This window comes from Streptomyces sp. NPDC051364 (assembly GCF_040682115.1).
Lineage (GTDB): Bacteria > Actinomycetota > Actinomycetes > Streptomycetales > Streptomycetaceae > Streptomyces.
Genome location: NZ_JBFBAH010000030.1, coordinates 54,330 through 76,353, shown reverse-complemented (window position 1 = coordinate 76,353; position 22,024 = coordinate 54,330). Strand labels below are relative to the sequence as shown.

The window sequence follows — 22,024 nt, the reverse complement described above, 5'->3', positions numbered from 1 at the left end:
TCGCGTCGTCCGGTGCGGTGCATCGCAAGGCGGAGCGGCACGCTTGTACTGGACGTACCAGGGTGCTGCGACAACGCGGCGAGGCGCCGTGCCGGACGACGCGGGGGCGTACCCCACTTCCCCGAGACCGCTTAGGGAACTCACCCGTTCGGGCCAGCGACTCCCGCCGCCGCAAACGCGGACCCGACACGGGTGGCGGTCCGCCGTCAGCGAATCCGCCTGGATGTTCGAGGTTACCGATGCTTGGGTGTCGGCATGGAGATGTTGGTTCTGGGCGGTACTGCATGGGTCGGCCGGGAGCTGTCTCGGCAGGCGATCGCGCGCGGCCATCGCGTGACGTGCCTCGCCCGCGGCGAAAGCGGCGAAGTCGCCGACGGGGCACGGCTGGTGGCCGCCGATCGCCGCGACCCTTCGGCGTACGAGCCCCTGCTCGACCGCGTATGGGACGCGGTCGTCGAGGTGTCCTGGCAGCCGGGCTTCGTCCGTGGGGCGCTCGACGCGCTGGGCGGCCGGGCCCGGCACTGGACCTACGTGTCCTCGGTGAGCGCCTACGCCTCCCACGCCACGCCGGGGGCGGACGAGTCGGCGCCGCTCCTGCCTCCGACGGACCGGAGCGAGGTCGACCGCGCGCTGTACGGCGAGGCCAAGGCGGCCTGCGAGCAGGCGTCGGTGGCCGCCCTGGGCGAGCGCCTCCTCATCGCACGCGCCGGCCTCATCGGCGGCCCGGGGGATCACAGCGGACGCTCCGGTTATTGGGTGGCCCGCGCCGCGCGCGATCCCCACGGGCCGATGCTGGTTCCCGATGAACCGGCTGCACCGACGCAGGCGGTCGACGTACGGGACCTCGCGGCCTGGCTGCTCGACGCCACGGAGAACGGAAGCACCGGGACGTACAACGCCGTCGGTCCGGTCGTGCCGTTCCGGGAGTGGATCGAGCTGTCCCGTACGACGGGCGGGCACACCGGTCCGGTGGTCACCGCCGACTCGGCGTGGCTGCTGGCCAACGGCGTGGCCGAGTACATGGGGGCCGAGTCGCTGCCGATGTGGCTGGTCGAGGCGGGCTGGGAAGGGTGGTCGGCCCGGGACGGGTCCGCGGCGCGCGCCGCGGGACTGCGGCACCGGCCCCGGGCGGAGCTGCTGGCCGACACGCTTGCCTGGGAACGCGAGCAGGGTCTGCACCGGGAACGGCGCGCCGGCCTCAGCGCCGGGCGCGAGCGCGACCTCCTCGACGCTCTCTGACCGGGCCGCTCAGTGGCCGGGAACGGACCTTGTAGGGCCGGTCCGGGGTTCCACTTGCCGTAGTTCGGCGAGTAGTTCGCTCTGGCCTGCAAGGAGTTCGGTGAGGATACGCCGGGCCGCGCGCAGGAGTTCGGCGACGTCACCACCGGCAAGCGCATAGTTGACGGTCGCGCCGTCGCGCGTCGAGATGACGATTCCGGAACGGCGCAGCACCGCGAGTTGCTGGGACAGGTTGGACGGCTCGATGTCGATCTCGGCGAGGAGTTCGCGTACGGGCATCGGACCGCTCTGCAGGAGCTCCAGAACGCGGATCCGGACAGGGTGTCCGAGCATGCGGAAGAACTCGGCTTTCGCCTGGTACAGGGGTACCTGCATGCCCACGAACGCTCCCGTCGTTGCCTGGACCCGTGGCTGCGGCCGCAGGGTCTGTGATCCGGCCGGCCGACCGGCCGCCGCACCCATCATTCCGCCCGTTGGGCCCACGCGCGCCCTTGCTTGACCATTTTCGGATGTGCCGGATTGAAGAGTTCTTCAATTCGTGGGCATGCGTGGGCCCGGGAGAGCGGGGGCTACAACTCCAGCGCGGATTCGATGCGCTTGAGCTGGTGCCGGGCCATGGCCAGATTGGAGCTGGCCTTGTTCAGCACGACGTACAGGAACAGCCCGTTGCTCCCCCGGCCCTTGAGCAGCCGGATCAGGTGGTACTGATTCCCGAGTGTGATCAGCAGGTCCTCGATCTCGTCCTTCAGGCCCAGCATTTCCATGGCGCGGACCTTGGCCCGGATCACGTCGGTGTTGCCTGCGGAGGCGACCGCCAGGTCGAGGTCCTTGCCGCCACCGAGGGTTCCCAGTGCCATTCCGCTGGTGTAGTCGACCAGGGCGACTCCCAGGGTGCCCTCGATCGAGGTCATCGTCTCCTTCAACGAGACTTCCACATTTGCCATCGGCGCCCGCTCCCTCATCTCTGCATCCACGGCCGGCGCCCGCTTCCGCAGCACGCCGGACCTCTTGTGCACCTGACGCTACTGAGCGTGCGCGGCAACGTGAGGAGAACGGGAGATTTGACGGAAAACACCCCGTCCGCCGTCTAAGATCCGCCCGGCACGCACACGGCCGGGCCGCCCGCGCCGTCGCCGCGGCGGCGCGGGCGGGGCGGGCGGGGCGGCGCAGGCGGGGCCTTCGGCTCCCCGTTCCCTCCGGATGCGCAGGGGCTACCGCCTCCGGTCCACCACCGCCAGCAGCTTCCCGCTCGTCGCCGTACGGGACAGGGCCGCGCCGTCCACCACCTCGACCGTGAAGTCGAGCAGCTTCTCCGCCACCGCCGACCGCACCTCGGGGTACCCGGCCAGGAAGGCCTCGCGCGCCCGGTCCGGGTCCGGGGCGTGGGCGCTCTCCATCCGCAGGGTGAGGCCCTCGCGGACGGTCCCGGCGCTCAGGACGGCCTGGAGCTCACCGCCGTAGCGCAGCTGCTCCTGCGCGATGGCCGCGAAACGGCGGTAGTTGAGGAAGTACGTCGCCACCCGCATCACCTCGCCCAGCCGGCCCAGCAGTTCGAAGCGCGGGGCGTGGCTTCCGCAGGGGCAGCGGCCGGGCACGGCGCGCCCGAGGTCGCCGATGACGTACCGGTCGAGGTGCTGGCCCCGGCGGGCGCGGGTGGTGAACACGAGCCGGCCGGTCTCCCCCGGCGCCACCGGGCGGTCCTCGTCGACGTCGACGATCTCCAGGGTGTGCAGGTCGGCATGGAGGTGGTGGACACTGCCGCTGCTCTGCGTGCACTGGTAGCCGAGCGGGCCGAGGTCGGTGCTGCCGTAGGTGATGGAGTGGATGACCTCGATGCCGTACGTCTCGCACAGCGTCCTGCGCTGCTCGTCGGTGAAGTGCTCGCCGCCGTAGTAGATCTTGCGCAGGCCTCCGTACGAGCGCAGCATGTCGGCCTCCTCGTGCAGGAGCTGCCAGAGATACGAGGGCATGCCGAACAGCGTGTCCACCTCGTACGCGGCGATCATCTCCGCGGTGGCCCGGTGGTCGGAGCCCGCGGCCATCGGCATCTGGACGCCGCCCAGGCGCTCGAGGATGGAGAAGAAGCTGATGAACCCGCCGTACATGCCGCCGCAGTAGAAGAGGTTCGCCGTACGGTCGCGGGCCGGGTCGTAGCCGGCGGCGAGCAGGCCGCGGGCGGCGGCGTGCATCTGCGTGTCGTAGTCCTCGTACGTGAACAGCGACAGGGCGGGCGTACCCGTGCTGCCCCCGCTGCGGAAGTACAGCTCGGCGTCGCTCCGGTCGACCCCGCGGTTGAGGTCCTGGACGGCGGCCTTGTCCAGCAGGGGCCCGGTGGCCGGCGGGAAGACGGCCGGGCGGGCGAGGTCGTCGAGGCAGGCGGTGGCGGCGAAGCGCTCGTCGGCCTGGACGGCGACGCGGCGGCTGTAGCGCTGGAGGGCGTAGACCCCGTCGTGCGGTTCCCCGGCGTAGCCCGCGGTCATGGCGCCGACGGGGGTGACCCGGGTGGCCCCGGCGGCCAGGACCAGGGCCGAGAGCTCGGCGATGTCGGTGCGGCTGCCCGCGATGCCCGCCGTCTGGAGGTAGCGGCGCATGGGACGCAGCGTCGCGATGAGGCTCTTGCGGGGCAGCGGCTTGACCCAGACGCTGCGGTGCAGCGGTGAGGCGGTGAGGGCCGGTCGGCTGTCGGCCATGACGCGCCACGTGCCGTCGGGGGCGGCGAGTACGTGGGTGAGGCCCAGGTGCTCCTCGAGGCGGGCGAGGTGCTCGGTGGTGGTCAGCTCCGCGTACTCGGCCGGATCGAGGTCGGCCGCGGCGGGCGCCGGCTGCGCGTCCAGGGCCGCGCCGAGGCGCTCGGCGAACGCGTGCAGCGCCTCGGTGTTCCCGGTCTCGGTGTCGAGGTAGACGACCTGGGGGCTGGAGCAGGCCTGCTGCTCGAAGACGCAGATGTCCCGGGCCAGAGCCGTCAGCGTCGCCTCGTCCGCCCAGGCGTCCTGCGTGAGGTAGGCGAAGGAGATCTTGTGCCCCCACTCCACCAGACGGCAGCCGGCCGGGACATGGGCGGCGACGCCTTCGACGGCGGACTCGCCGCCCCAGACCGCGACGGCGTCGGCGGGGGCGCACATCAGGCGCAGCCACTCCTGGCGAGAGGAGGGGAAGCGCAGCACGATGATGCGCTCGGCGAGGGCGCCGGTCGAGTCCTGCGCGGCGAGTTCGGCGAGGAGGTGCTGGGCCAGGAAGGTGTCGGAGCTGCTGGTCTTGAGGACGTTGACGTTCCCGGCGAGGAGCCCCTCGATCAGGCTGAGCGGGGCGACGGTGGCGGCGTTGCCAGGGGCTATGTGGGCGACCAGGCCGACGGGCGCCCAGGCCTCGTACACCGTCTCCTTGGCGTCGGGGCGGTTCAGCCGCTGCGGGGCGGCGCTGCCCAGCTCGCGCCGGAGCTTGCGGGTGAGCGAACTGCGGCCGAGGAAGTCGGCGAGTTCGGCCAGGAGTTCCTCCCGGTCCGCCTCTTCGCCCTCGGGCAGATGCGGGGCAAGCCGCTTCCGTACGCGGTGGCCGGGGTCGCGCAGGGCGCGGGAGAGAGCGTCGCAGGCGGCGAGCACGGTCTCGGTGTCCAGCGGTGCGCCGAGTGCGGCCTCGACGGCGGTGGGCAGGGTGGCCAGGCGGCGGGCGGCCTCGTCGTCCTCGATGAAGGTGCCCTGCCAGTAGTGGTGGTTGATGGTGTCGGTCATGACATTCCCTTCATCAGTTCGGCGGCGGCCACGGCACAGCTGCGGTTGCGGCTGACGCCGGCCCGGCCGTGGATCGTGAACCACGGGGTGGTCAGCTCGCAGCCGCACTCCTCCCCCGGGTGGAGCGAGGCGAGGTCGCCCATGACCACGCTCTGCGCCGGTACGGAGGTGATGTACGGGGACACCAGGTGCAGGTAGCCGCGCTCGCCGTACGGGAGGGGCTCGAGGGTGCGGGTGGAGCGGATGAAGACGCGGGACCAGACGGGTGCGTGGAGGTTGTGGTGCGCGCACTCGATGTACGGGATGCAGTGCTCGACCGACCCGAAGGTGTCGCGGATCCGCTCGGAGGGGACGCCCAGCTGCTCGGTGACGCGGGCGTACAGCTCGTGCTTGCCGATCTGCCGGTCGGTGTGGCCCTTCCAGCCTCCGCCGAGGATGATCAGGGACCCTTCCGGGAGCTTCAGCGGCTCCAGGCCCATGGCGCGCATCCGCTCCAGCGTGAACCAGAGGAAGGCGGGGAAGCCGAGGATGCGGACAGGCACGTCGTCCTCGGCGAAGCGGCGCAGCGCGGCGACGCAGCCGAAGGGGTCGAACTCGTGGCCGTTGCCGGTGGTGCGCAGCGCGTACTCGACCTGCCGGGCCGGGGCGAAGTCGCACAGGTAGTTGTCGGTGAACGAGGTGCCCAGGTTGAGGTCGCGGGCGGGCTCGTAGCTGTAGAGCAGGTAGTTGACCGGCTGGTCGGGGGTGATCCAGCCGTTGTGGTCGAAGATGCGGGCGACCATGCGCTGGGCGGACCGGATGGTCCACTCGTCGAAGAACATCTGCGACTTCTGTCCGGTGGTCCCGGAGGAGGTCAGGTGGAGGTGGACCTCGTCCTCGGGTATGGACAGGACCTCGTGGCGCTTGAAGAAGTTCGCGTGCACCAGGGGTGCCTGGTACGGGGTGTCCGGGCGCTCCCCGTCGTACAGGCTGCGGAAGAACGGGGACCGGTCGCGGTGCCAGGTGTTGATCTCCGCCATGGCTGCGGCGAACAGCTCTTCCTCGGCAGGACCGGAGGTGTAGGGCTCGGTCAGGTCGCAGAGCTGCTGGACCCGGCCGAGGGCCGCGGCGTCGGGGACGTCGACGGGGGCGAGATGGGGTTTCGAGGGGGCCGTGGAAGGGGTCGTGGAAGGGGTCATGAAGCAACCTCACGTACGGGCAGATGGGTCGACGCCCAGGCCGACACATAGGAATCGAGGAAGGGCTGGAGCGGAGGGTCGACGACCACGCCGCGGAAGTCGATGTGCTCGGTGGTCCGGGACATCACGACGTAGTCGTGGAAGCCGTCGCCGTCCCGGCGCATGGCCGGGTACAGCGCCCCGGCGATGAAGCCCTGGGCGGCGAACGCCGAGAGCGCGGCGTGGTGTTCCAGGGGTACGAGCGCCTCGACGTAGCCGGCGCCGGCGCGGGTCAGGGTCCGGGTGACCGGCTCCAGCCAGCCGGCGGCGGCCGCCGGGTCCGGGTGGGCGGTGACCAGGGCGCAGTAGCCGCCGGTGCGGTTGAGGTAGGCGTACACCTCGAATCCGCCGTCGTCGGGGGTGAGGAGGATGTTGGGGGTGTGCAGCGGGTAGAACCAGCGGCCGGTGTCGGGGAAGTGGTCATGGAAGCGGCGGCGGACGAAGGCCGGCGCCTCGATCATCTCCAGCGGCCGCACGGCCGGCCCGGCGGGTGCGGGCTGAGGCGGCGTGGGCCGGGCGTCCGCGTAGCTGATGCCGAGGCTCGCCCCGACGGTGCGCAGGAGCGGTGCCAGGGAGGCGGGCACCTCGGCGACGGGCACCCGGCGGTCCAGCACTCCGGGCGAGTGACGCGCGTAGAGTGCGAGGCTCTCGCGGCTGCTGAGTTCCACGGCGTTGGGCAGGATGCCCAGGGGGCGGAAACCGTTGCGGGCCACGACGCGTTGGGGGCCGGCACTGACCGTACGGACGGTGGCGTACACCGAGTCCAGCGTCCCGGCGTCGAGCGTGCCGGCGCACACGGCCTCGGTCAGCTGCCCGGCGAGCCCGGATCCGCGCTGGTCGGGGTGGACGGCGAGCCCTTCGAGGCGGCCGACGCGGCTGCCGGGTTCGCTGTGGACCGCGGCCGATCCGGCGAGGGCGCCGGTACGGGGGCAGCGGGCGACGAGCCAGAGGGTGTGCGGATCCCGGATGAGCCGGGACATCTCGGCGGGGTCGGTGCCGAGAGCGGTGGGGTAGTGCGGTCCGTAGACGGCGTAGTAGAGCTGGCGGAGATCGGCTATGTCGGCCGGGGTGGCCTGCTCGATCACGGCGGTCATCGCGCGCCTCCTGCGGGGGTGGGCACGGGCGCCGGCGCGGCGGGGGCCGTGGCGCCCACGGCGTGCCCGGGCAGCAGTGCCAGGGCCACGGCGGCGGGCACGAGTCCGGCCGCCTGGATCAGGCACAGAGTCTGGGCGGAGAGGTGGTCGCCGAGGAACCCGAACAGCAGCGAGGCGACCGGGAAGGTCGCGCCGAGGACGGCCTGCATGACGGCGAAGAACGCGGGCTTGTCTGCGGCCGGAACCAGCCGCTGGAACAGGGCCACGAAGCGGACCCCGATCACCCCGACGCACCAGCCGGTCACCAGCAGGGCGCCTGCGATGACGGGCCGTGCGGCGATCAGGCCGGGGACGGCGAGGGCGGCGGCCATCGCGGCGAGGCACGCGGTGCCGACGACGGCGGGCCGGCGGGGTACCCGTGCGCCGGTGAAGGAGCCGATGAGCGTGCCCGCCCCGAGCGACGCCTCCAGGAGGGCGACGGTGCCGCCGCCGCCGTGCAGTACGGAGGCGGTGTACAGCGGCATGACGACGAAGACGGCCGTGGTGAAGAGGTTGGCCGCGGTGAAGCAGAGCAGGATGCCGCGCACGTACGGCATGGCGCCGAGGATCTGGCGCAGTGTCCGACGCGGTGGCGCCTCCTCGCCGTCGGCATGCGCATCGTGCGGCTCGGTACCGGCGTCGGCGGTGCGGAACCGTACGGTCGCGATGAGCAGGGCGGCCGTGGCGTAGGCGGCGGTGCAGCCCACGGCGAGGCCGGCCACACCGGCCGCGTCCACGACGAGGGCGCCGAGGAGGGCTCCGCCGAGGCTCGCCAGCGACTGGGTGGACAGCTCGAAGCCGGTCGCGGCCTCGATGTCCGCATCGTCCACGAGCTCGGGCACGGAGGTGGTCAGGCACGGGTCGAAGAAGGCCTGGCAGGTCGCCAGGGCCAGGGCCGCCGCGTAGGCCGCGGGGACCGGGAGGTCGCTCGCGCAGGCCCAGACGGCCAGCGCGGCGGCGGCCGCTCCGGCGCCGCCGGCCGCGGTGCGCAGCAGCGAGCGGTGGGCGAAGCGCGCGATGGCGCGGGCGACGAGCGGGGCGAGGACCACGGCGGGCATTGTGCTGACGGCCATGAACAGCCCGGCCGCGAACCCGCCGTCGCCGGAAGTGGCATAGCCGATGAGCCACCAGGAGATGCCCACCTGGAACATGCGGATGCCGGCCTGGGTGAGCACCTGGCCCAGCCATACGGTCCCGAAGGCGCGGTTACGCAGGACGAGGGGGAGCCGCCGGCCGGCGGCCCCGGATGCCGGGGCGGTCATGCGGTCGGCCTCTCGTCGATCACGCGGACGAGCTTGCCGGAGCGGGAGTTGACCACCAGGCCGCGGTGGCGGGCCCACTCGACACGGAGCGGGTGGATGAATCCCGCGGCGACGCTGTCGGGGTAGAGCGGCCGGGCGGTGTTCAGCCCGGTGACGACCTCCTTGGCGAAGACCTCCAGGCCGGCCGGGTCCTGGCCGGGGGCCGTGGCCAGGCGCAGCACGAGGCCGTCGCGGCCCTCCCAGCGGCGGACGACGAGTTGCATGCCCGTGACCCTGCCGTCGGTGTCGGCCTCGGCGACGGCGTTCGTGACGTCCTGCCAGTACAGCGAGACGGGGCCGACGCGTACGCCTTCCTCGGCTCGGCCGAGGATGCGGAAGGCGCCGCCCTCGGTGTCGGTCCACTCCGCGCGGTCGCCGGCGGGGTAGCGGATGACGGGCATGAGGCGGCGGAAGAGCTGTGTGACGACGACCCGACCGGGCCGGCCCGGCTCGCGGATCGGCTCGCCGGTCGTCTCGTCGAGGATCTCGACGACGGTGTGCGGGGCGAACGGGCGGTGCGTGCGCGGATCGTCGTCCGTGCCGGGTACCGGGCGGCCGAGAAGGCCGCCGTCGACGCTGGCGTAGCCGAGCGAGCGGGGCGTGGCGTTGGGAAAGGCGGCCGAGAGGAGGCGGCGCTGGTCGGCGAAGAGGGCTTCGCCGCCGAAGAACAGGAGTTCGACGCCAGGCAGTTGGCGGCCATCGGAGGTCAGATGCTCGGCGAGGCGGCACAGCGTGGTCGGCGTGCCGGCGACGACGTGGGCGGCGAAGTCCTCGAGCGTGGTGACCGTCGACTCGAGCGGGGCGCCGCCGCCTATGGGCAGCCGGACGTTGGCGACGGGGGCGTGCGCGAGCGAGTCCAGGATGAACAGGAAGCTGGCGTAGAGCTCACCGGCGTAGAAGAGGTCGGCGACTCTGTGCCCGGGCCGCAGGCCGGCGTCGACCATCCCGGCGCCGAAGGCGCTGACGAACTCCTGCCATTCCTCGCGGGTGTAGCAGGAGAACCGCGGCGTCCCCGTGGTGCCGCCCGTCTTGAACACGACGGCTTCCCCGAGGGGGGCGGTCAGGACGCGGTTCTCGTGCAGGGTGTTGGCGGCCCAGAACCTGTCCTGGTCCACGACGGGAACGTCGGTGATCCGGCTCACGTGCGGCGGCAGGTCCGCGTAGAGGTCGGCGTAGAAAGGAGAACAGTCACGGGCGAAACGCACGAGGTCTGAAAACTGCTGGACGGGCATGCTGCCTTTACCTCGAAAGATGAAAGTTGAAATAGGCGGGAGACGGGCGACGCGTCGGGGTGACGTGGCGGAACTCACACCACTCTCACCCGTTGATCAGTCAACAATGCGTACGTTACGTAGAGTTGGCGAGCGCAGCCGCAACCTGATGTCTGTTCACATGATGAGACAAGAGGAACGCACCGCCAAATCGATCGAGGCCGGCCTCGGCCAAGAACGGCAGACTTCTGGCCTGCGGGGCCGAAACCGCGCCAGTGCCGGGAAACGGGGAGGCAACCGTGGCATCGCCCACCAGCGCAGACATCTCCCGGGCCCGGCCATCACAATGTCCGGAAATCCAGGGTTCTTTTCGAAGGAAAACATCGGCATTGCCGAAGGCGCGGTCCGGCCATAATGAAGGACAGCCCAATTGCTCCGAACTCCCGTGCACAGCAAGGAAATTGACACATTCACCGAAGGGGCTCCGGCGTGTCGGCCGGCCGTCCGGAATCGGAGTCGTCAGGCCCGGCGGAAAGTCTGACCCCGGCATCCGGCCGTCCGTGTCCCCGCCACCCAGCGAATCGTTTGCGCAAGCATGACGACGACGCGCTCCACGCTCGCCACCACGGCGCGACACCGGGCGGCTCCGGATGACGGCGGCCGCCCCCTGTACGTCCCCACTCCCCGGCAGCCGGCCCACGCGGCCGCGGCCGCCCCGCTGTTCGAGCAGCTCGCCCGGGAGTGGGCGGCGCGCGGGGCCACCGTGCCGGGGTACCCGGATCCGGCCTGGCGCCGGCTGGTCTCCTGGGAGCACTTCGAACGCGAGACCGCGGCCACGGTCCGCGACCTTCACCTGCGCGGCCCGGAACCCGTACCGGAGCCCGTCTCCCCCGCGAACCCACCCCGGTGGAGGCGGGCCTGAGGCCAGGCCATGACCGGCAGCCGGGCGGTCACCGTCCGGCGAGGGCCCGGCCCGCAACGAGGCGGATGGCGCTGATCGTCAGATCGGGGTCGTGCACCTGTACGTAGTGGTCGCTTCCGGTGGCCAGGAGGTGCGGGGTCTGGTTCCCCAGCTCGACCAGGGCCTGCTGGACCTCGGGCCAGGCGCGCTCGAGCGGTGCCAGGACGGCCTTCGGGCTCCCGGCGGGGGCCGCGAACGGCTCCGTCTTGCTGAGCACGGCCATCGGGACCCTCGGCAGGGGCTTCGCCGCCTTCACCGCTTCGGCCGCGCCGTCGATGTCGACCTTCTCGAACCGCGGATCCGCGTCGAAGGGCGTACCGGGGTTGTTGAGCAGCTTCAGGTACGCGGGCCACTGCGCGGCGAAGAACGGCTGCATGTTCGTGCCGAACGCGTCGACGAAGACGAGGCCGGCGGTCTTCTCCGGATGCTGCTGGGCGTACAGCCGGGTGATCATTGCGCCGAAGGAGTGGCCGACGAGCAGGTAGGGACCCGGCACGTGAGCCGCCGTCAGCACCCTGTCGAGGTCCCCGGCCATGGCGGCGAGGGAGCGGGTCCCGGTCACCGGTGTGCTGCGGGTGGTGAGTGCCGGAGGGTTCGCGTAGCGGATGGTTCCGGGGCGGTCGTACTCACACACCCGGGCGAAGGCAGCGACACCCGGGAACACTGCGGGTGACTTCGGGACGGGCGGCCGGGGCTCGGTGAAGTTCCACGTGTCGGACGCATCGTGCAGCCCGGACTCCAGGACGACCGTGGGGCTGCCGGTCCCCTTGCAGCTCAGATGGAGCGTTCGGCCGCCGCCCACGTCGACCCGGCCGGAGAAGTCCTGAGGGGCCGGGCCTGGCCCCGAAGGGGAGGCGGCCGGGGCGCCGCGAAGGACCGACGGGCTGCCGCAGCCGGGCGCCACGGCCAGCGCCGTGGCGACCAGGGCGGCGGTCAGGAGCGGAATCCCCTGTCGCATCGGCTCTCCCGTTTCCTCGTGTGCGTGCCCGCCCCCGTGTCCGAACCGGACGTCCTGCCCGATCATCCGGCGCCACCGGCCGGACCGGCGGGATCGCCGCGCACGAGGTCCCCGCCACCGGTCACGCCTTCTTCGTACGGCCGCCTCCCAGGCCGAGGCCCACCAGTACCGCCGCCGCGAGCACGATCGCCGCGTCGATCGCCAGGACCGTGCGCACCCCGTCGAAGAGCGAGGCCTGCGTGGTGGCCAGGACACCGAGCAGCGGGATCCCGATGGTGAGGCCGACCTGCTGCGTCGTGGTGACCAGGCCGGTCGCCAGGCCCTGCTCCTCGTCGGGCACGCCGCTCGTCACGGTCAGCCCGTACGAGATGATCGCGCCGAGGTGGAACATGCTGGCCACCGAGACGGCGACGGTCGCCACCAGCGCGCCCGACTCGGCGCCCACGGCGAGCAGGGCCGCGGTCAGGAGCCCCTGGCCGAGCAGCGAGCCGACCAGCGTGCGCCGGGCGCCGAAGCGGCCGATGACCTTCGGGGCGTACGAGCCGGCGAGGGCCGATGCGACGCCCTGGACGCCGAAGATCAGACCGGTCTGGAAGGACGACAGCTCGAGCGTCTCCTGGAAGTACAGGGTCAGGACGAAGACGACCGTCGACATCATCGAGAAGGTCACCAGGCCGCCGGCGTTCCCCCAGGCGATCGTGCGCCGCTTCAGCATCGGCAGCGAGACCAGCGGGGCCGGGGCCTTCGACTCCACCACGGCGAAGGCGACGAGCAGGGCCAGGCCTGCGAGCAGCGTGCCCCGGACGTCCGCGCCGCCGAAGCCGCGCTGGGCCGCCGTGGACAGGGAGTAGATCAGCGCGAGCAGGCCGCCGGTGACGGTGATGGCGCCCGGTACGTCCAGGCGCGGCCGGTCGGGGGTCCGCGACTCGGGCAGCAGACCGGGGGCGAGCGCGAGCACGATCACCGCGGTGACCGCGAGCAGCGCCATCGTGGAGCGCCAGCCGAGGGTGTCGGTCATGACGCCGCCGAGGACCATGCCGATGGTGAAGCCGAGGGACAGCAGGGTGCCGGAGATGCCGACCGCCTTGTCGCGCAGCGGGCCCTCGGGGAACGTGGTGGTCAGCAGGGACATGCCGGTCGGCACGATGACCGCCGCGCCGAGGCCCTGCAGGGCGCGCCCGGCCAGGAACGACGCCGGGTCCCAGGCCAGGGTGGCCAGCAGCGAGGCCGTACCGAAGAGCGTGAGGCCGATCAGGAACAGCTTCTTGCGTCCGTAGAGGTCGGCGATCCGGCCGAAGAGGAGGAGGAAACCGCCGGAGGGCAGCGCGAAGGCGGTGACCGCCCACTGGAGGGCCGACCGGCTCAGGCCCAGGTCCTTGCCGAGGGCGGGCAGGGCCACGTTCAGTACGGAGAAGTCGAGGGCCACCATGAACTGGGCGGCGCAGAGCACGAAGAGGACCAGCTTGGCCCGGCCCGTGAGCCGTTCGTTCCCGGGGGCGGGGGCTGCTGCCCCGGGGCCGGTGGTGGTGGTTGTGGGTGCCGTCGTCGTATGAGTGTCGATCGCCATGGCCACTACCCTCGCGGCCCGGGAATGCCCGTGGAGAGTGGGAACTTATCCTGTTGGTGGCACCACCAGGCAACTGACAGGGGGAGTTAGTGGCTACACCGATCGACAAGCACCGCCGTTCCGAACTGCGCGAGTTCCTGATGAGCAGACGGGCGAGGATCACCCCCACGCAGGCGGGTCTGCCGGACGGCGGGGCCCGCCGCCGCACCCCGGGCCTGCGCCGGGAGGAGGTCGCCGTGCTCGCCGGGGTCGGGGTGTCCTGGTACCAGTGGTTGGAGCAGGGCCGCGACATCACGGTGTCGCCGCAGGTCCTCGACTCGGTCGGCCGGGTCCTCAAGATGACCAGCGCCGAGCGCCGGCACCTGTACGTACTGGCGGGGCTCAACCCGCCGGCCCTCGAGGTGGCGCCGGCCGACCGGGACATGTGCCAGGGGCTGAAGCGGCTGATCGACGCGTGGATGCCGTTCCCCGCGCACATCATGGACGTGTACTGGAACACGGTGCTCTACAACGACGCGGCGGCGCTGGTGCTCGGGATGCGCCCGGAGATCGTGCAGAACTGTCTGATCGCGTTCTTCACCGACCCCATCTACAAGGCCCGTTCGAGGCACTGGGAGGAGATCGCCTGCAACGTGGTCGCCCAGTACCGGGCGGCGTGCTCGGAGTGGCCGGAGGACGAAGGGTTCCGGGCGGTCATCGAGGAGGCGCGGGAGGTCAGCCCGGAGTTCTCCGAGCTGTGGGACCAGCGGGACATCCGGCCCGGCGGCCAGATGCAGAAGGAGATCGAGCACCCGGTCGTGGGGACGCTGTTCGTCGAATCGACCCAGTTGCGCGTACCGGCCCGGCCCGACCTGTCGATCGTGCTGCACACCCCGCTGCCGTCCACCGACACGGCGGAGAAGCTGGAGTGGCTGACCTCGGCGGAGGGCCGCCGGGGGTCCATGTACCCGATCGCCGGCTGACCCCGCCGCGCCGCCCGGACGGCGGCTCCGAGCGCGGGTACCCGGACCGGCCACGCCGCCGGTCGGGTACCCGCGACGGTCGGCTAACGCCCGTCGGACACCATGCGGGCGATCTCTTCCTCCACCCCGCGGACTTCTTCCTGCCGGTCCATGAGGATCAGCTGCTCCCGGTAGTGGGTCAGTGCGGTGACGAGGAGATCGGCCCGTCCGGGCTCCATCGCGTACATGCGCCGCGCGGCGGCGACGGACTCGGCGCGCAGGGCCAGGGCGATGTCCGGCCGGTGCGCGAACTCGTAACGGCTGTACTTCCACAGTGCGGCGGACAGCAGGGGCAGATAGGCCAGGGGGCTCACCTGGACCAGGACGCGGTAGGCCGCGACCCGCTCACGGACCGACGGCTTCGCCGATCCCAGAAGGGCCACCCGGGCTCGGAGGACTGCGTCGTGATTGATGTTCGCCGAGTGATTCATGACGGTGATTCTCAAAGCCGCACAGGTGCCCAAACAAGGGCAATCGACTGTGCCCTTGGTCCTACGAAAACACCCTCTGACCTGTCATGATGGGTACGTCTTCACCCCTGCGCCCCCCGGACCGGCCCGTCGGCCTCCGCGACGGGATGCCGCCCCCTCGCCGATACCCCCTCGCTCCTCCCTCTCGCGCTTCGCGAGCGCGTGAGCCATTCAGAGGATCATCCGAGGAGTAAGTAAGACATACCGCCACATAACACCCCTCAGGCAGTACCCCTTGAGTGGTCAAAGGGGCGTGGGGTTAGCATGTGAGCGCCGCCTAGCTCGAAAGATAAACCTGTGACTGTCAATGACGACTCGTTCACCAACTGGAAAAACCGCGAGGAGATCGCGGAGTCGATGATCCCGATCATCGGGAAGCTGCACCGGGAACAGGACGTAACGATCCTGCTCCACAGCCGCTCCTTGGTGAACAAGTCGGTGGTCAGCATCCTGAAGACCCACCGATTCGCCCGGCAGATCGACGGTGAGGAGCTCTCGGTCACCGAGACGCTGCCGTTCCTGCAGGTGCTCACCACCCTCGATCTCGGCCCGTCCCAGATCGACATCGGCATGCTCGCCGCGGAGTACAAGAACGACGACCGCGGCCTCTCGGTGGCCGAGTTCACCGCCGAGGCCGTCGCCGGTGCCACCGGTGCGAACAAGATCGAGCGCGGCGACGGCCGCGACGTCGTCCTGTACGGCTTCGGCCGCATCGGCCGCCTCGTCGCCCGCCTGCTCATCGAGAAGGCCGGCTCCGGCAACGGGCTGCGCCTGCGTGCCATCGTCGTCCGCCAGGGCGGCGACCAGGACATCGTCAAGCGCGCCTCGCTGCTGCGCCGCGACTCGATCCACGGCCAGTTCCAGGGCACCATCACCGTGGACGAGGCGACGAGCACGATCATCGCCAACGGCAACGCGATCAAGGTGATCTACGCGAACGACCCGTCCGAGGTCGACTACACCGCGTACGGCATCAAGGACGCCATCCTCATCGACAACACGGGCAAGTGGCGTGACCGTGAGGGTCTGTCCAAGCACCTGCGCCCGGGCATCGACAAGGTCGTCCTGACCGCCCCGGGCAAGGGCGACGTCCCGAACATCGTCCACGGTGTCAACCACGACACGATCAAGCCGGACGAGCAGATCCTGTCCTGCGCCTCCTGCACCACCAACGCGATCGTCCCGCCGCTGAAGGCCATGGACGACGAGTACGGCGTGCTGCGCGGCCACGTGGAGACCGTCCACTCGTTCACGAACGACCAGAACCTGCTGGACAACTACCACAAGGCCGACCGCCGCGGCCGTTCCGCGCCGCTCAACATGGTCATCACCGAGACCGGTGCCGCGTCCGCCGTCGCCAAGGCGCTGCCCGACCTCAAGGCGCCGATCACCGGCAGCTCGATCCGCGTCCCCGTCCCGGACGTCTCGATCGCCATCCTGAGCCTGCGCCTGGGCCGCGAGACCACCCGCGAGGAAGTCCTGGACTACCTCCGCGACGTCTCGCTGCACTCGCCGCTCAAGCGCCAGATCGACTTCACCACGGCCCCCGACGCGGTCTCCATGGACTTCGTCGGCTCGCGCCACGCCTCGATCATCGACGCAGGCGCCACCAAGGTCGACGGCGACAACGCGATCCTCTACCTCTGGTACGACAACGAGTTCGGCTACTCGTGCCAGGTCATCCGCGTCGTCCAGCACGTCTCGGGCGTCGAGTACCCGACGTACCCGGCCCCGGCGGTCTGATCCCGTCGCACGCGAGTCGCGCTCTCCGCGTACTCACGGCCCGTTCCACCGCCCACCACGGGCGGCGGAACGGGCCGTGGGCGTTGGTGGGGAGGCCCGCGCGAAAACTCGGGTGTGCGGTGGACTGTTGTGCTGTTAGCTTCCTCGTGTGCCGAAGTTGAATCAGATCATCGCAGTGGAGAAGGGCGTCAAGTCCAAGTCTCTCCAGGAGCTGACCCAAGCCCATCAGGACGTCCAGAAGCCGGCGTTGCTGGCCGGCATCTCGCGGACGTACCAGCCCAAGGACGAGGAGGGCGAGCAGCTGCCGCCCGAGTCCACGCGGGTGCAGGTCAAGGCGGAGGACGTGCTGCGCGCGACGGCGGGAACGCTGACGCGGCTCTTCGACGTGACGGCGACGAAGGACTGGGCGAACCGCACGGCGGCCGCGGACGTCGTTGTCGACGGAACGGTCCTGCTGCCCCAAGTACCCGTCCCGTACCTGCTGTTCCTCGAGAAGCAGCTCACCGACCTGCACACGTTCGTACGCAAGCTCCCCGTCCTGGACGCCTCGGAGGCGTGGAACCTCGACCCCTCGACGGATGCGTGGAAGACCGACCCGGTCCGCACGATCCGCACCAGGAAGGTGCCGCGCAACCACGTGAAGGCCGAGGCCACGGAGAAGCACCCGGCCCAGGTCGAGGTGTACTACGAGGACGTCCCGGTCGGTTACTGGACGACGGTGAAGTTCTCCGGCGCGCTGCCGGCCCGCCGGGTCAACGAGCTCCTCGACCGGGTCGAAAGGCTCCAGCAGGCCGTCAAGTTCGCCCGCGAGGAGGCCAACGGCACCGAGGTCACCGACCAGCGCGTCGGGGATGCAGTGTTCGGCTACCTGTTCCGGTAGCCTCAAGATCGCCCCCTGTGCGAGCGGGGGGGTGCGCGCAAAGCGCAAAGCTGAAACTGATGTTGAAGCTGACCAAGGGGTGTCAGTTGGGGGTTCGAATCCCTCCCCCGGCACACGTGCCGGGGTGGCCCAAGCCGGCAGAGGCGGCCCCGTGAAACTCAGATTCTCGCTCCAGTCTCAGCATTCGCCGCCGAACGCCGGATCGACCGAGCGCGGACGATCATCGACGGATGGGGGTTCAAGTCCCCTCTGCGCCTCTCTCGTGGCGCGGTAGTTCAAAGGCAGAACACGTCGGTCTCAGAATGATCCGCGACTCTTAAACGCCGCCGGTGTGCGCAAATGGGTGGCAAGCTGGAGCCCGGGAGCTGGATATGCTCCCGGGCTCCGTCACGTTCCGCGCCCCGCGTTACGTTGAGGCCATGGGCATATACGCGGATGACGTACGAGTGGTACACCGGGCAGGACGGCTACCTCTACCTGAACGGCAAGACCTACGTACCGTTCCCCTGAGCCTCGGACCGGGTCTGGGAGCGCAGGAGGAGGAGAGCGGTGTCGTCGGTGCGCGGGGCGCCGCTCCGGGCGTGCTCGATGAGGTCGTCCGCCAGATCGTCCAGGGGGTGGTCTCCGGGGGTTCCCGTGATGCGCGCGGCAACCGCGTCGATGGCTTCCTCGAGGTCCTCGCCGGGGACCTCGACCAGGCCGTCAGTGTAGAGGGTGAGGAGGGTGGCCGGGGTGAAGGGGATCTCGACGGCCGTGTACGCGGCGTCGGGGTCGATGCCCAGGAGCAGGCCCGGCGGCAGATGGAGCACCTTCGTCGGGCTGTCGGCGTGGCGCAGCAGGGGTGGCGGGTGGCCGGCGGTGGCCAGGTGGGCGGTCCGGGCCGCCAGGTCGATGTGGGCGTACAGGCAGCTCGTGAACAGCCCCGGTTCGAGGTCGGTCAGCAGCCGGTTGGTGCGGGCGAGGACCTCTTCGGGCGGTGCGCCGGCGGTGGCGTGGACGGCCGCGCGGACCTGGCCCATGAGCGCGGCGGCGTTCACGTTGTGGCCCTGGACGTCTCCGATGGCGGCCGCGACCGTGGTGTCGTCGATGCGGATGAGGTCGTAGAAGTCACCGCCGATGTCGAGGCCGTGCGCCGCGGGCAGATAGCGGGCGGCGACTTCGAGGTGCGGGATACGGGGCAGGGCGTGGGGCAGCAGGCCGGTCTGCAGGCTGTGGGCGAGCTGGTGGGTGGAGTCGTAGATACGGGCGCGGTCCAGGGCCTGGGCGATGAGCCCGGCGATGGAGGTGAGGACGGCCCGTTCGCCGGGGGCGAAGGAGCGGGGGCGGGCGTAGGCGAGGACGAGGGTGCCGATGGGGCGCTTGGACGCGATCAGCGGCAGGAAGGCCCAGGCGGCCATGCCGTCCGCGACCACGATGGCCGGGAAGGCGGCCAGGAGCTCGCTCTCGTCGCCGAAGAACAGCGGATTGCCCGTACGCAGGCCGTGGGTGATGGCGGTGTCGAGGCTGAGGGGCATGCCGTCGTAGCGGGCCATGAGCTCGGCCGGGTAGCCGCGGTGTCCGACCATGCGCAGGCGCTGTTCCTCCGCCACCAGGAGGGCCATGGCCTGGGCTCCGAGCGCGGGGACGAGCTGGTCGGCGGCCTGGTCGACCACGTCCTGGGCGTGGGCGGCCTCGGTGAGGCTGGCTGCCAGGTGCATGAGCTGGTAGAGGGCGGTGGCCCGGCTGGGGGACGGCTCCGCTGAATCGGCCGTCGGGGTGGCGGGCGGCGGGGCGGGCTGGTCGGCGACCGGCCTGATGCGGACGCTGATCCCGGTGTCGTCGGGGTAGAGGTCGAACCGCAGGTACCGGCCGATCGGGGGCGCGGCGGTGAAGCTGCGAGGCATCCGGCTGATCACGGTGGCCCGGTAGTGGTCCTCGATGGTGGGGTTGTCCATCCAGGGAAGGGCCTCCCAGGGCAGGGCTCCGCGCAGCTGGGAGACGGGTGCGCCGAGCAGCTCGGCGGCCTCGGGGGTGATGAAGGTGATGGTTCCGTTCAGGTCGAGTGCGCAGTTGCCGCCGGGCAGCCTGCGGACGAAGGCCAGGGCGGCGGCCGCCTCGACCGGCCCGGGTGTGGGAGGGGGAAGCGGTCGCAGTATGACGGGGTGTGCCGGGGGGTGGATCGGGCGGCCGCCGGCGGCGGCCTGTCCCAGGACGTGGGCGAGACGGTGGCAGGACGACTCCACGGACCCGCGTTCCCCGTCGGTCAGGAGGGGCCCGTGGGAGCCGGGCCACAGGAGTACGAGACCGGCCCCCGGGGACCCCTCCCGGTCGGCGGCCTGGGCAGGGAGCGGGGCGGCGGCGAGCGCGAAGTCGTACGGCAGGACCAGGCCGAGGCGCGGGTAGCGGCGGGCCGTCTCCTCCTGGCCGCCGAGCCAGACGAGCCGGCTGTCGCGGACGGCGTCGGCCACGGGGATGGGATCGTCCAGCCCGACGCGGGACCAGGGCAGCGCGAACTCGCGGGACACCCCGGCGGCCATCGCCAGGTGCAGGACGCGCCGGGTGGGGTCGGGCAGGTAGAGCATGCCGATGGACGCCCCCGCGTCACTGCAGGCATCGAGCAGCGCCTCCCCCAGCAGCCGCTGGTCGGCACCCTCGGGCCGCGCGGCCCGCTCGGCCCCCTCGCCACCCTCGGCACCCTGGTCACGCCCTGGAAGGTTTCGCACCCGACCATGTTCCCTCCCCGCCCTCCCCCACGTCGGCACCCGCCTGCCCCGGGCGAGCCCGCACCCGCGTCCGGCGGTACCGCCGTCACGGGCGTCGGCACAGGGCGGGGTCGGGGTGGTCGTCGAAGCCGAGCGCGCGGTAGAGCGGCTCGCCCTCGGTGGAGGCGTACAGGTCCACGCGGGCGGCCTCGCGTTCCCGGAACCAGTCGAGCAGGGCCCGCATGATCGCCCGGCTGTGTCCGCGCCGCCGGTGGGCCGGGTCGGTGACCACGCCGATCACGTGTCCGATCCGGCCGTTGCGCAGGTGCGGGCCGGGCAGCCGCTGCTCGACGGTGCCGATGCCGCATGCGGCGAGGCCGTGGTCGCCGTCCACGACGAGGATCCGTACGGATTCCGCCGTCAGCTGCTCCTTCAGCACCACGGCCAGCGCGACGCGCCAATCGTCATCCATGGACGAGGGGTTGAAGAAGTCGCCGCCGAGGTCCTCGAACAACAGCGCCCGCAGGCGGACGAGTTCCGCGACATCGCCGTCCGTCGCCGGCCGTACTCCGGTGTGGTCTCTCATGCCGACCAGACTGGTGTAATGGTCTGGTGCACCTCAACCCTTACGGCGAGGACGCCGTCAACCTCGCTGCGGACCTGGCCAACCGGCGTCCGGCGAGCCCCGAGGAACTCTCGGAGCGCTGCCGCGCAGCCGGCCTGGCCCTGGAGGGACCGGCCACGCCGCAGGATCTGGACCGGGCCGGGGCAGCGCTGGATGTGTGGGAGAAGGTGGTCGACGCCGACGACGAGCCGGAGCGCGCCGAGCTGGTCAACCGGATGCTGGAGGCGGCGACCGCCCATCCGCGGCTGACCGACCACGCCGGCGACGGCTGGCACCTGCACTACCGCCCCGACCGGCAGCCGCTCGGCTCCCTGCTGTTCTCGCTGATCTCCGTCGGGACGGCGCTGCACCTGGCCGGGCGGGGCATGCACCGGCTGCGGCGGTGCGCCGTGACCGAGTGCGCCACGGTCTTCGCCGACACTTCCCGTACCGGACGCCGGCGCTACTGCACCCAGCGCTGCGCCAACCGCGACGCGGTACGCCGGCACCGCGCGCGTTACGCGTAGGGGTCGAACGGGATGGGGGGCTTGGCAGCGTTCAGGGCGTCGTTGAAGCGGCCGTCGGAGATCTTGATCGTGGCGGAGCCGAAGTCGGCGGTCATCAGCTTGTCGCGGAACCCGGCCGGGTAGCCCTTCCAGCCGACGAGGCGCGGGTAGAACCAGTTGCCGGTGTGGTTCTCCGCGGGCTCGTCGTTGCCGTTGGCGAGGCGGTAGAAGTGGGTCGAGGCGCCGTCCTTGTGGTAGACGACCTTGGCGTGCGTCCCGTCGAAACGGACCTGTGAGCGGGGGTACCACTTCCAGCCGCTGTGCTGCGAAGTCGACACGTACCGGACTTCGTTGTCCTTGATCCAGACCACGACGTGCTCGAAGTCGTGGCGGTGCCCGATGGCCGCCGGGCCGAGGGTGGCCTGGTCCTTCTCGAAGTAGCCGGCGTACATGACGGCGCACCAGCCGTTGTTGCACTTCTCGCGGGAGTACGTGTTGGAGTTCTGCAGTTGCGTGTAGTCCCGGCAGTGGCCGTTCACCGCTCCCCCGAGCTTGAGGCCGGGATTGAGGGCGCCGCTGCTGCTGATGGCGGCGGTGGCGTAGCAGCCGTCCCCGTCGTAGTCGAAGGCGGGCGAGAAGGTCTGCTCGAGGCCGTCCGCGTTCTGCGGCAGGGGCGGCATCACGTCGGCGACGGCGACGGCCGGAAGGGTCATCACGAGGGCCGCGGCACCGAGGCCGGCGGTGGCCGCGGCCCGGCGGACTCTGGCCCACCGCTGACGGCGGAAGGTTTCTGCATGCTCGTTCGTCGACGCCGACAGCAAGCT

General features: G+C 71.2%; 19 protein-coding genes. 6 read left to right on the top strand and 13 right to left on the bottom strand.

All coding sequences use genetic code 11. The annotated features are described in order from the left end of the window. Positions 1–255: 255 nt before the first annotated feature. The gene (locus AB0M76_RS35610) at positions 256–1,239 is read left to right on the top strand and encodes an NAD-dependent epimerase/dehydratase family protein (RefSeq protein ID WP_365956893.1); all 984 of its coding nucleotides are present in this window, start codon (positions 256–258) and stop codon (positions 1,237–1,239) included. A gap of 9 nt (positions 1,240–1,248) precedes the next feature. On the opposite strand, the gene AB0M76_RS35605 is transcribed toward AB0M76_RS35610, so the two are convergent. From AB0M76_RS35605 to AB0M76_RS35575, 7 genes are all read right to left on the bottom strand, one after another. Next, positions 1,249–1,614, bottom strand: coding sequence for a metalloregulator ArsR/SmtB family transcription factor (locus AB0M76_RS35605; protein WP_365956892.1), 366 nt, complete (start codon positions 1,612–1,614; stop codon positions 1,249–1,251). Positions 1,615–1,808: 194 nt separating this feature from the next. After that, on the bottom strand, positions 1,809–2,183 hold the full coding sequence (locus AB0M76_RS35600; protein WP_365956891.1) for a hypothetical protein: 375 nt from the start codon (positions 2,181–2,183) through the stop codon (positions 1,809–1,811). A gap of 267 nt (positions 2,184–2,450) precedes the next feature. Then, positions 2,451–4,967: an acyl-CoA reductase gene (locus AB0M76_RS35595; RefSeq protein ID WP_365956890.1), complete on the bottom strand. Its 2,517-nt coding sequence runs from the start codon at positions 4,965–4,967 to the stop codon at positions 2,451–2,453. Beyond that, complete coding sequence (locus AB0M76_RS35590; protein ID WP_365956889.1) at positions 4,964–6,145, bottom strand: acyl-protein synthase; 1,182 nt, start codon at positions 6,143–6,145, stop codon at positions 4,964–4,966. The genes AB0M76_RS35595 and AB0M76_RS35590 overlap by 4 nt, the downstream gene beginning before the upstream one ends. Next, positions 6,142–7,278, bottom strand: coding sequence for a GNAT family N-acetyltransferase (locus AB0M76_RS35585; RefSeq protein WP_365956888.1), 1,137 nt, complete (start codon positions 7,276–7,278; stop codon positions 6,142–6,144). The genes AB0M76_RS35590 and AB0M76_RS35585 overlap by 4 nt, the downstream gene beginning before the upstream one ends. Then, entirely contained in the window at positions 7,275–8,579 is a 1,305-nt protein-coding gene (locus AB0M76_RS35580) for an MFS transporter (RefSeq protein WP_365956887.1), read from the bottom strand. Before AB0M76_RS35580 ends, AB0M76_RS35585 begins: the two co-directional genes overlap by 4 nt. After that, positions 8,576–9,850 carry an AMP-binding protein gene (locus AB0M76_RS35575; RefSeq protein ID WP_365956886.1) on the bottom strand — a complete coding sequence of 425 codons (1,275 nt, stop codon included), beginning with the start codon at positions 9,848–9,850 and terminating at the stop codon, positions 8,576–8,578. Before AB0M76_RS35575 ends, AB0M76_RS35580 begins: the two co-directional genes overlap by 4 nt. Before the next feature lie 574 nt (positions 9,851–10,424). On the opposite strand from AB0M76_RS35575, the gene AB0M76_RS35570 reads away from it, so the two are divergent. Next, entirely contained in the window at positions 10,425–10,751 is a 327-nt protein-coding gene (locus AB0M76_RS35570; RefSeq protein ID WP_365956885.1) for a hypothetical protein, read from the top strand. Positions 10,752–10,779: 28 nt separating this feature from the next. Here the strand turns inward: AB0M76_RS35570 and AB0M76_RS35565 are convergent, their stop codons facing one another. Together AB0M76_RS35565 and AB0M76_RS35560 are read right to left on the bottom strand one after the other, a co-directional pair. Next, complete coding sequence (locus AB0M76_RS35565; protein ID WP_365956884.1) at positions 10,780–11,748, bottom strand: alpha/beta hydrolase; 969 nt, start codon at positions 11,746–11,748, stop codon at positions 10,780–10,782. A gap of 121 nt (positions 11,749–11,869) precedes the next feature. Beyond that, entirely contained in the window at positions 11,870–13,315 is a 1,446-nt protein-coding gene (locus tag AB0M76_RS35560; RefSeq protein WP_365956883.1) for an MFS transporter, read from the bottom strand. Between the two features lie 140 nt (positions 13,316–13,455). On the opposite strand from AB0M76_RS35560, the gene AB0M76_RS35555 reads away from it, so the two are divergent. Further along, positions 13,456–14,277: a helix-turn-helix transcriptional regulator gene (locus tag AB0M76_RS35555; protein ID WP_365956895.1), complete on the top strand. Its 822-nt coding sequence runs from the start codon at positions 13,456–13,458 to the stop codon at positions 14,275–14,277. An 83-nt stretch (positions 14,278–14,360) separates the two neighbouring features. Here AB0M76_RS35555 and AB0M76_RS35550 read toward each other — a convergent pair whose 3' ends face one another. Next, positions 14,361–14,747: a hypothetical protein gene (locus tag AB0M76_RS35550; protein ID WP_365956882.1), complete on the bottom strand. Its 387-nt coding sequence runs from the start codon at positions 14,745–14,747 to the stop codon at positions 14,361–14,363. Positions 14,748–15,083: 336 nt separating this feature from the next. Here AB0M76_RS35550 and AB0M76_RS35545 point away from each other — a divergent pair, with 336 nt between their 5' ends. Together AB0M76_RS35545 and AB0M76_RS35540 are read left to right on the top strand one after the other, a co-directional pair. Next, entirely contained in the window at positions 15,084–16,529 is a 1,446-nt protein-coding gene (locus AB0M76_RS35545) for a glyceraldehyde-3-phosphate dehydrogenase (RefSeq protein ID WP_365956881.1), read from the top strand. Between the two features lie 148 nt (positions 16,530–16,677). Continuing rightward, positions 16,678–17,409, top strand: coding sequence for a hypothetical protein (locus AB0M76_RS35540; protein ID WP_365956880.1), 732 nt, complete (start codon positions 16,678–16,680; stop codon positions 17,407–17,409). A gap of 491 nt (positions 17,410–17,900) precedes the next feature. Here the strand turns inward: AB0M76_RS35540 and AB0M76_RS35535 are convergent, their stop codons facing one another. Together AB0M76_RS35535 and AB0M76_RS35530 are read right to left on the bottom strand one after the other, a co-directional pair. Beyond that, positions 17,901–20,111: a SpoIIE family protein phosphatase gene (locus tag AB0M76_RS35535; RefSeq protein ID WP_365956879.1), complete on the bottom strand. Its 2,211-nt coding sequence runs from the start codon at positions 20,109–20,111 to the stop codon at positions 17,901–17,903. 85 nt (positions 20,112–20,196) lie between these two features. Continuing rightward, positions 20,197–20,676 carry a GNAT family N-acetyltransferase gene (locus AB0M76_RS35530; protein ID WP_365956878.1) on the bottom strand — a complete coding sequence of 160 codons (480 nt, stop codon included), beginning with the start codon at positions 20,674–20,676 and terminating at the stop codon, positions 20,197–20,199. A 26-nt stretch (positions 20,677–20,702) separates the two neighbouring features. On the opposite strand from AB0M76_RS35530, the gene AB0M76_RS35525 reads away from it, so the two are divergent. Continuing rightward, a complete protein-coding gene (locus tag AB0M76_RS35525; RefSeq protein WP_365956877.1) occupies positions 20,703–21,221 on the top strand; it encodes a CGNR zinc finger domain-containing protein in 519 nt (172 codons plus the stop codon). Here the strand turns inward: AB0M76_RS35525 and AB0M76_RS35520 are convergent. Continuing rightward, positions 21,212–21,913, bottom strand: a complete 702-nt coding sequence (locus tag AB0M76_RS35520) for an NPP1 family protein (protein ID WP_365956894.1) — start codon at positions 21,911–21,913, stop codon at positions 21,212–21,214. The genes AB0M76_RS35525 and AB0M76_RS35520 overlap by 10 nt on opposite strands. Positions 21,914–22,024: the final 111 nt, after the last annotated feature.

Coding starts and splice junctions, on each gene's coding strand:
- AB0M76_RS35595 (WP_365956890.1), bottom strand. CDS start 4,967: ATGACCGACACCATCAACCACCACTACTGGCAGGGCACCTTCATCGAG.
- AB0M76_RS35560 (WP_365956883.1), bottom strand. CDS start 13,315: ATGGCGATCGACACTCATACGACGACGGCACCCACAACCACCACCACC.
- AB0M76_RS35590 (WP_365956889.1), bottom strand. CDS start 6,145: ATGACCCCTTCCACGACCCCTTCCACGGCCCCCTCGAAACCCCATCTC.
- AB0M76_RS35555 (WP_365956895.1), top strand. CDS start 13,456: ATGAGCAGACGGGCGAGGATCACCCCCACGCAGGCGGGTCTGCCGGAC.
- AB0M76_RS35600 (WP_365956891.1), bottom strand. CDS start 2,183: ATGGCAAATGTGGAAGTCTCGTTGAAGGAGACGATGACCTCGATCGAG.
- AB0M76_RS35530 (WP_365956878.1), bottom strand. CDS start 20,676: ATGAGAGACCACACCGGAGTACGGCCGGCGACGGACGGCGATGTCGCG.
- AB0M76_RS35550 (WP_365956882.1), bottom strand. CDS start 14,747: ATGAATCACTCGGCGAACATCAATCACGACGCAGTCCTCCGAGCCCGG.
- AB0M76_RS35570 (WP_365956885.1), top strand. CDS start 10,425: ATGACGACGACGCGCTCCACGCTCGCCACCACGGCGCGACACCGGGCG.
- AB0M76_RS35575 (WP_365956886.1), bottom strand. CDS start 9,850: ATGCCCGTCCAGCAGTTTTCAGACCTCGTGCGTTTCGCCCGTGACTGT.
- AB0M76_RS35580 (WP_365956887.1), bottom strand. CDS start 8,579: ATGACCGCCCCGGCATCCGGGGCCGCCGGCCGGCGGCTCCCCCTCGTC.
- AB0M76_RS35610 (WP_365956893.1), top strand. CDS start 256: ATGGAGATGTTGGTTCTGGGCGGTACTGCATGGGTCGGCCGGGAGCTG.
- AB0M76_RS35565 (WP_365956884.1), bottom strand. CDS start 11,748: ATGCGACAGGGGATTCCGCTCCTGACCGCCGCCCTGGTCGCCACGGCG.
- AB0M76_RS35520 (WP_365956894.1), bottom strand. CDS start 21,913: ATGACCCTTCCGGCCGTCGCCGTCGCCGACGTGATGCCGCCCCTGCCG.
- AB0M76_RS35605 (WP_365956892.1), bottom strand. CDS start 1,614: ATGCAGGTACCCCTGTACCAGGCGAAAGCCGAGTTCTTCCGCATGCTC.
- AB0M76_RS35585 (WP_365956888.1), bottom strand. CDS start 7,278: ATGACCGCCGTGATCGAGCAGGCCACCCCGGCCGACATAGCCGATCTC.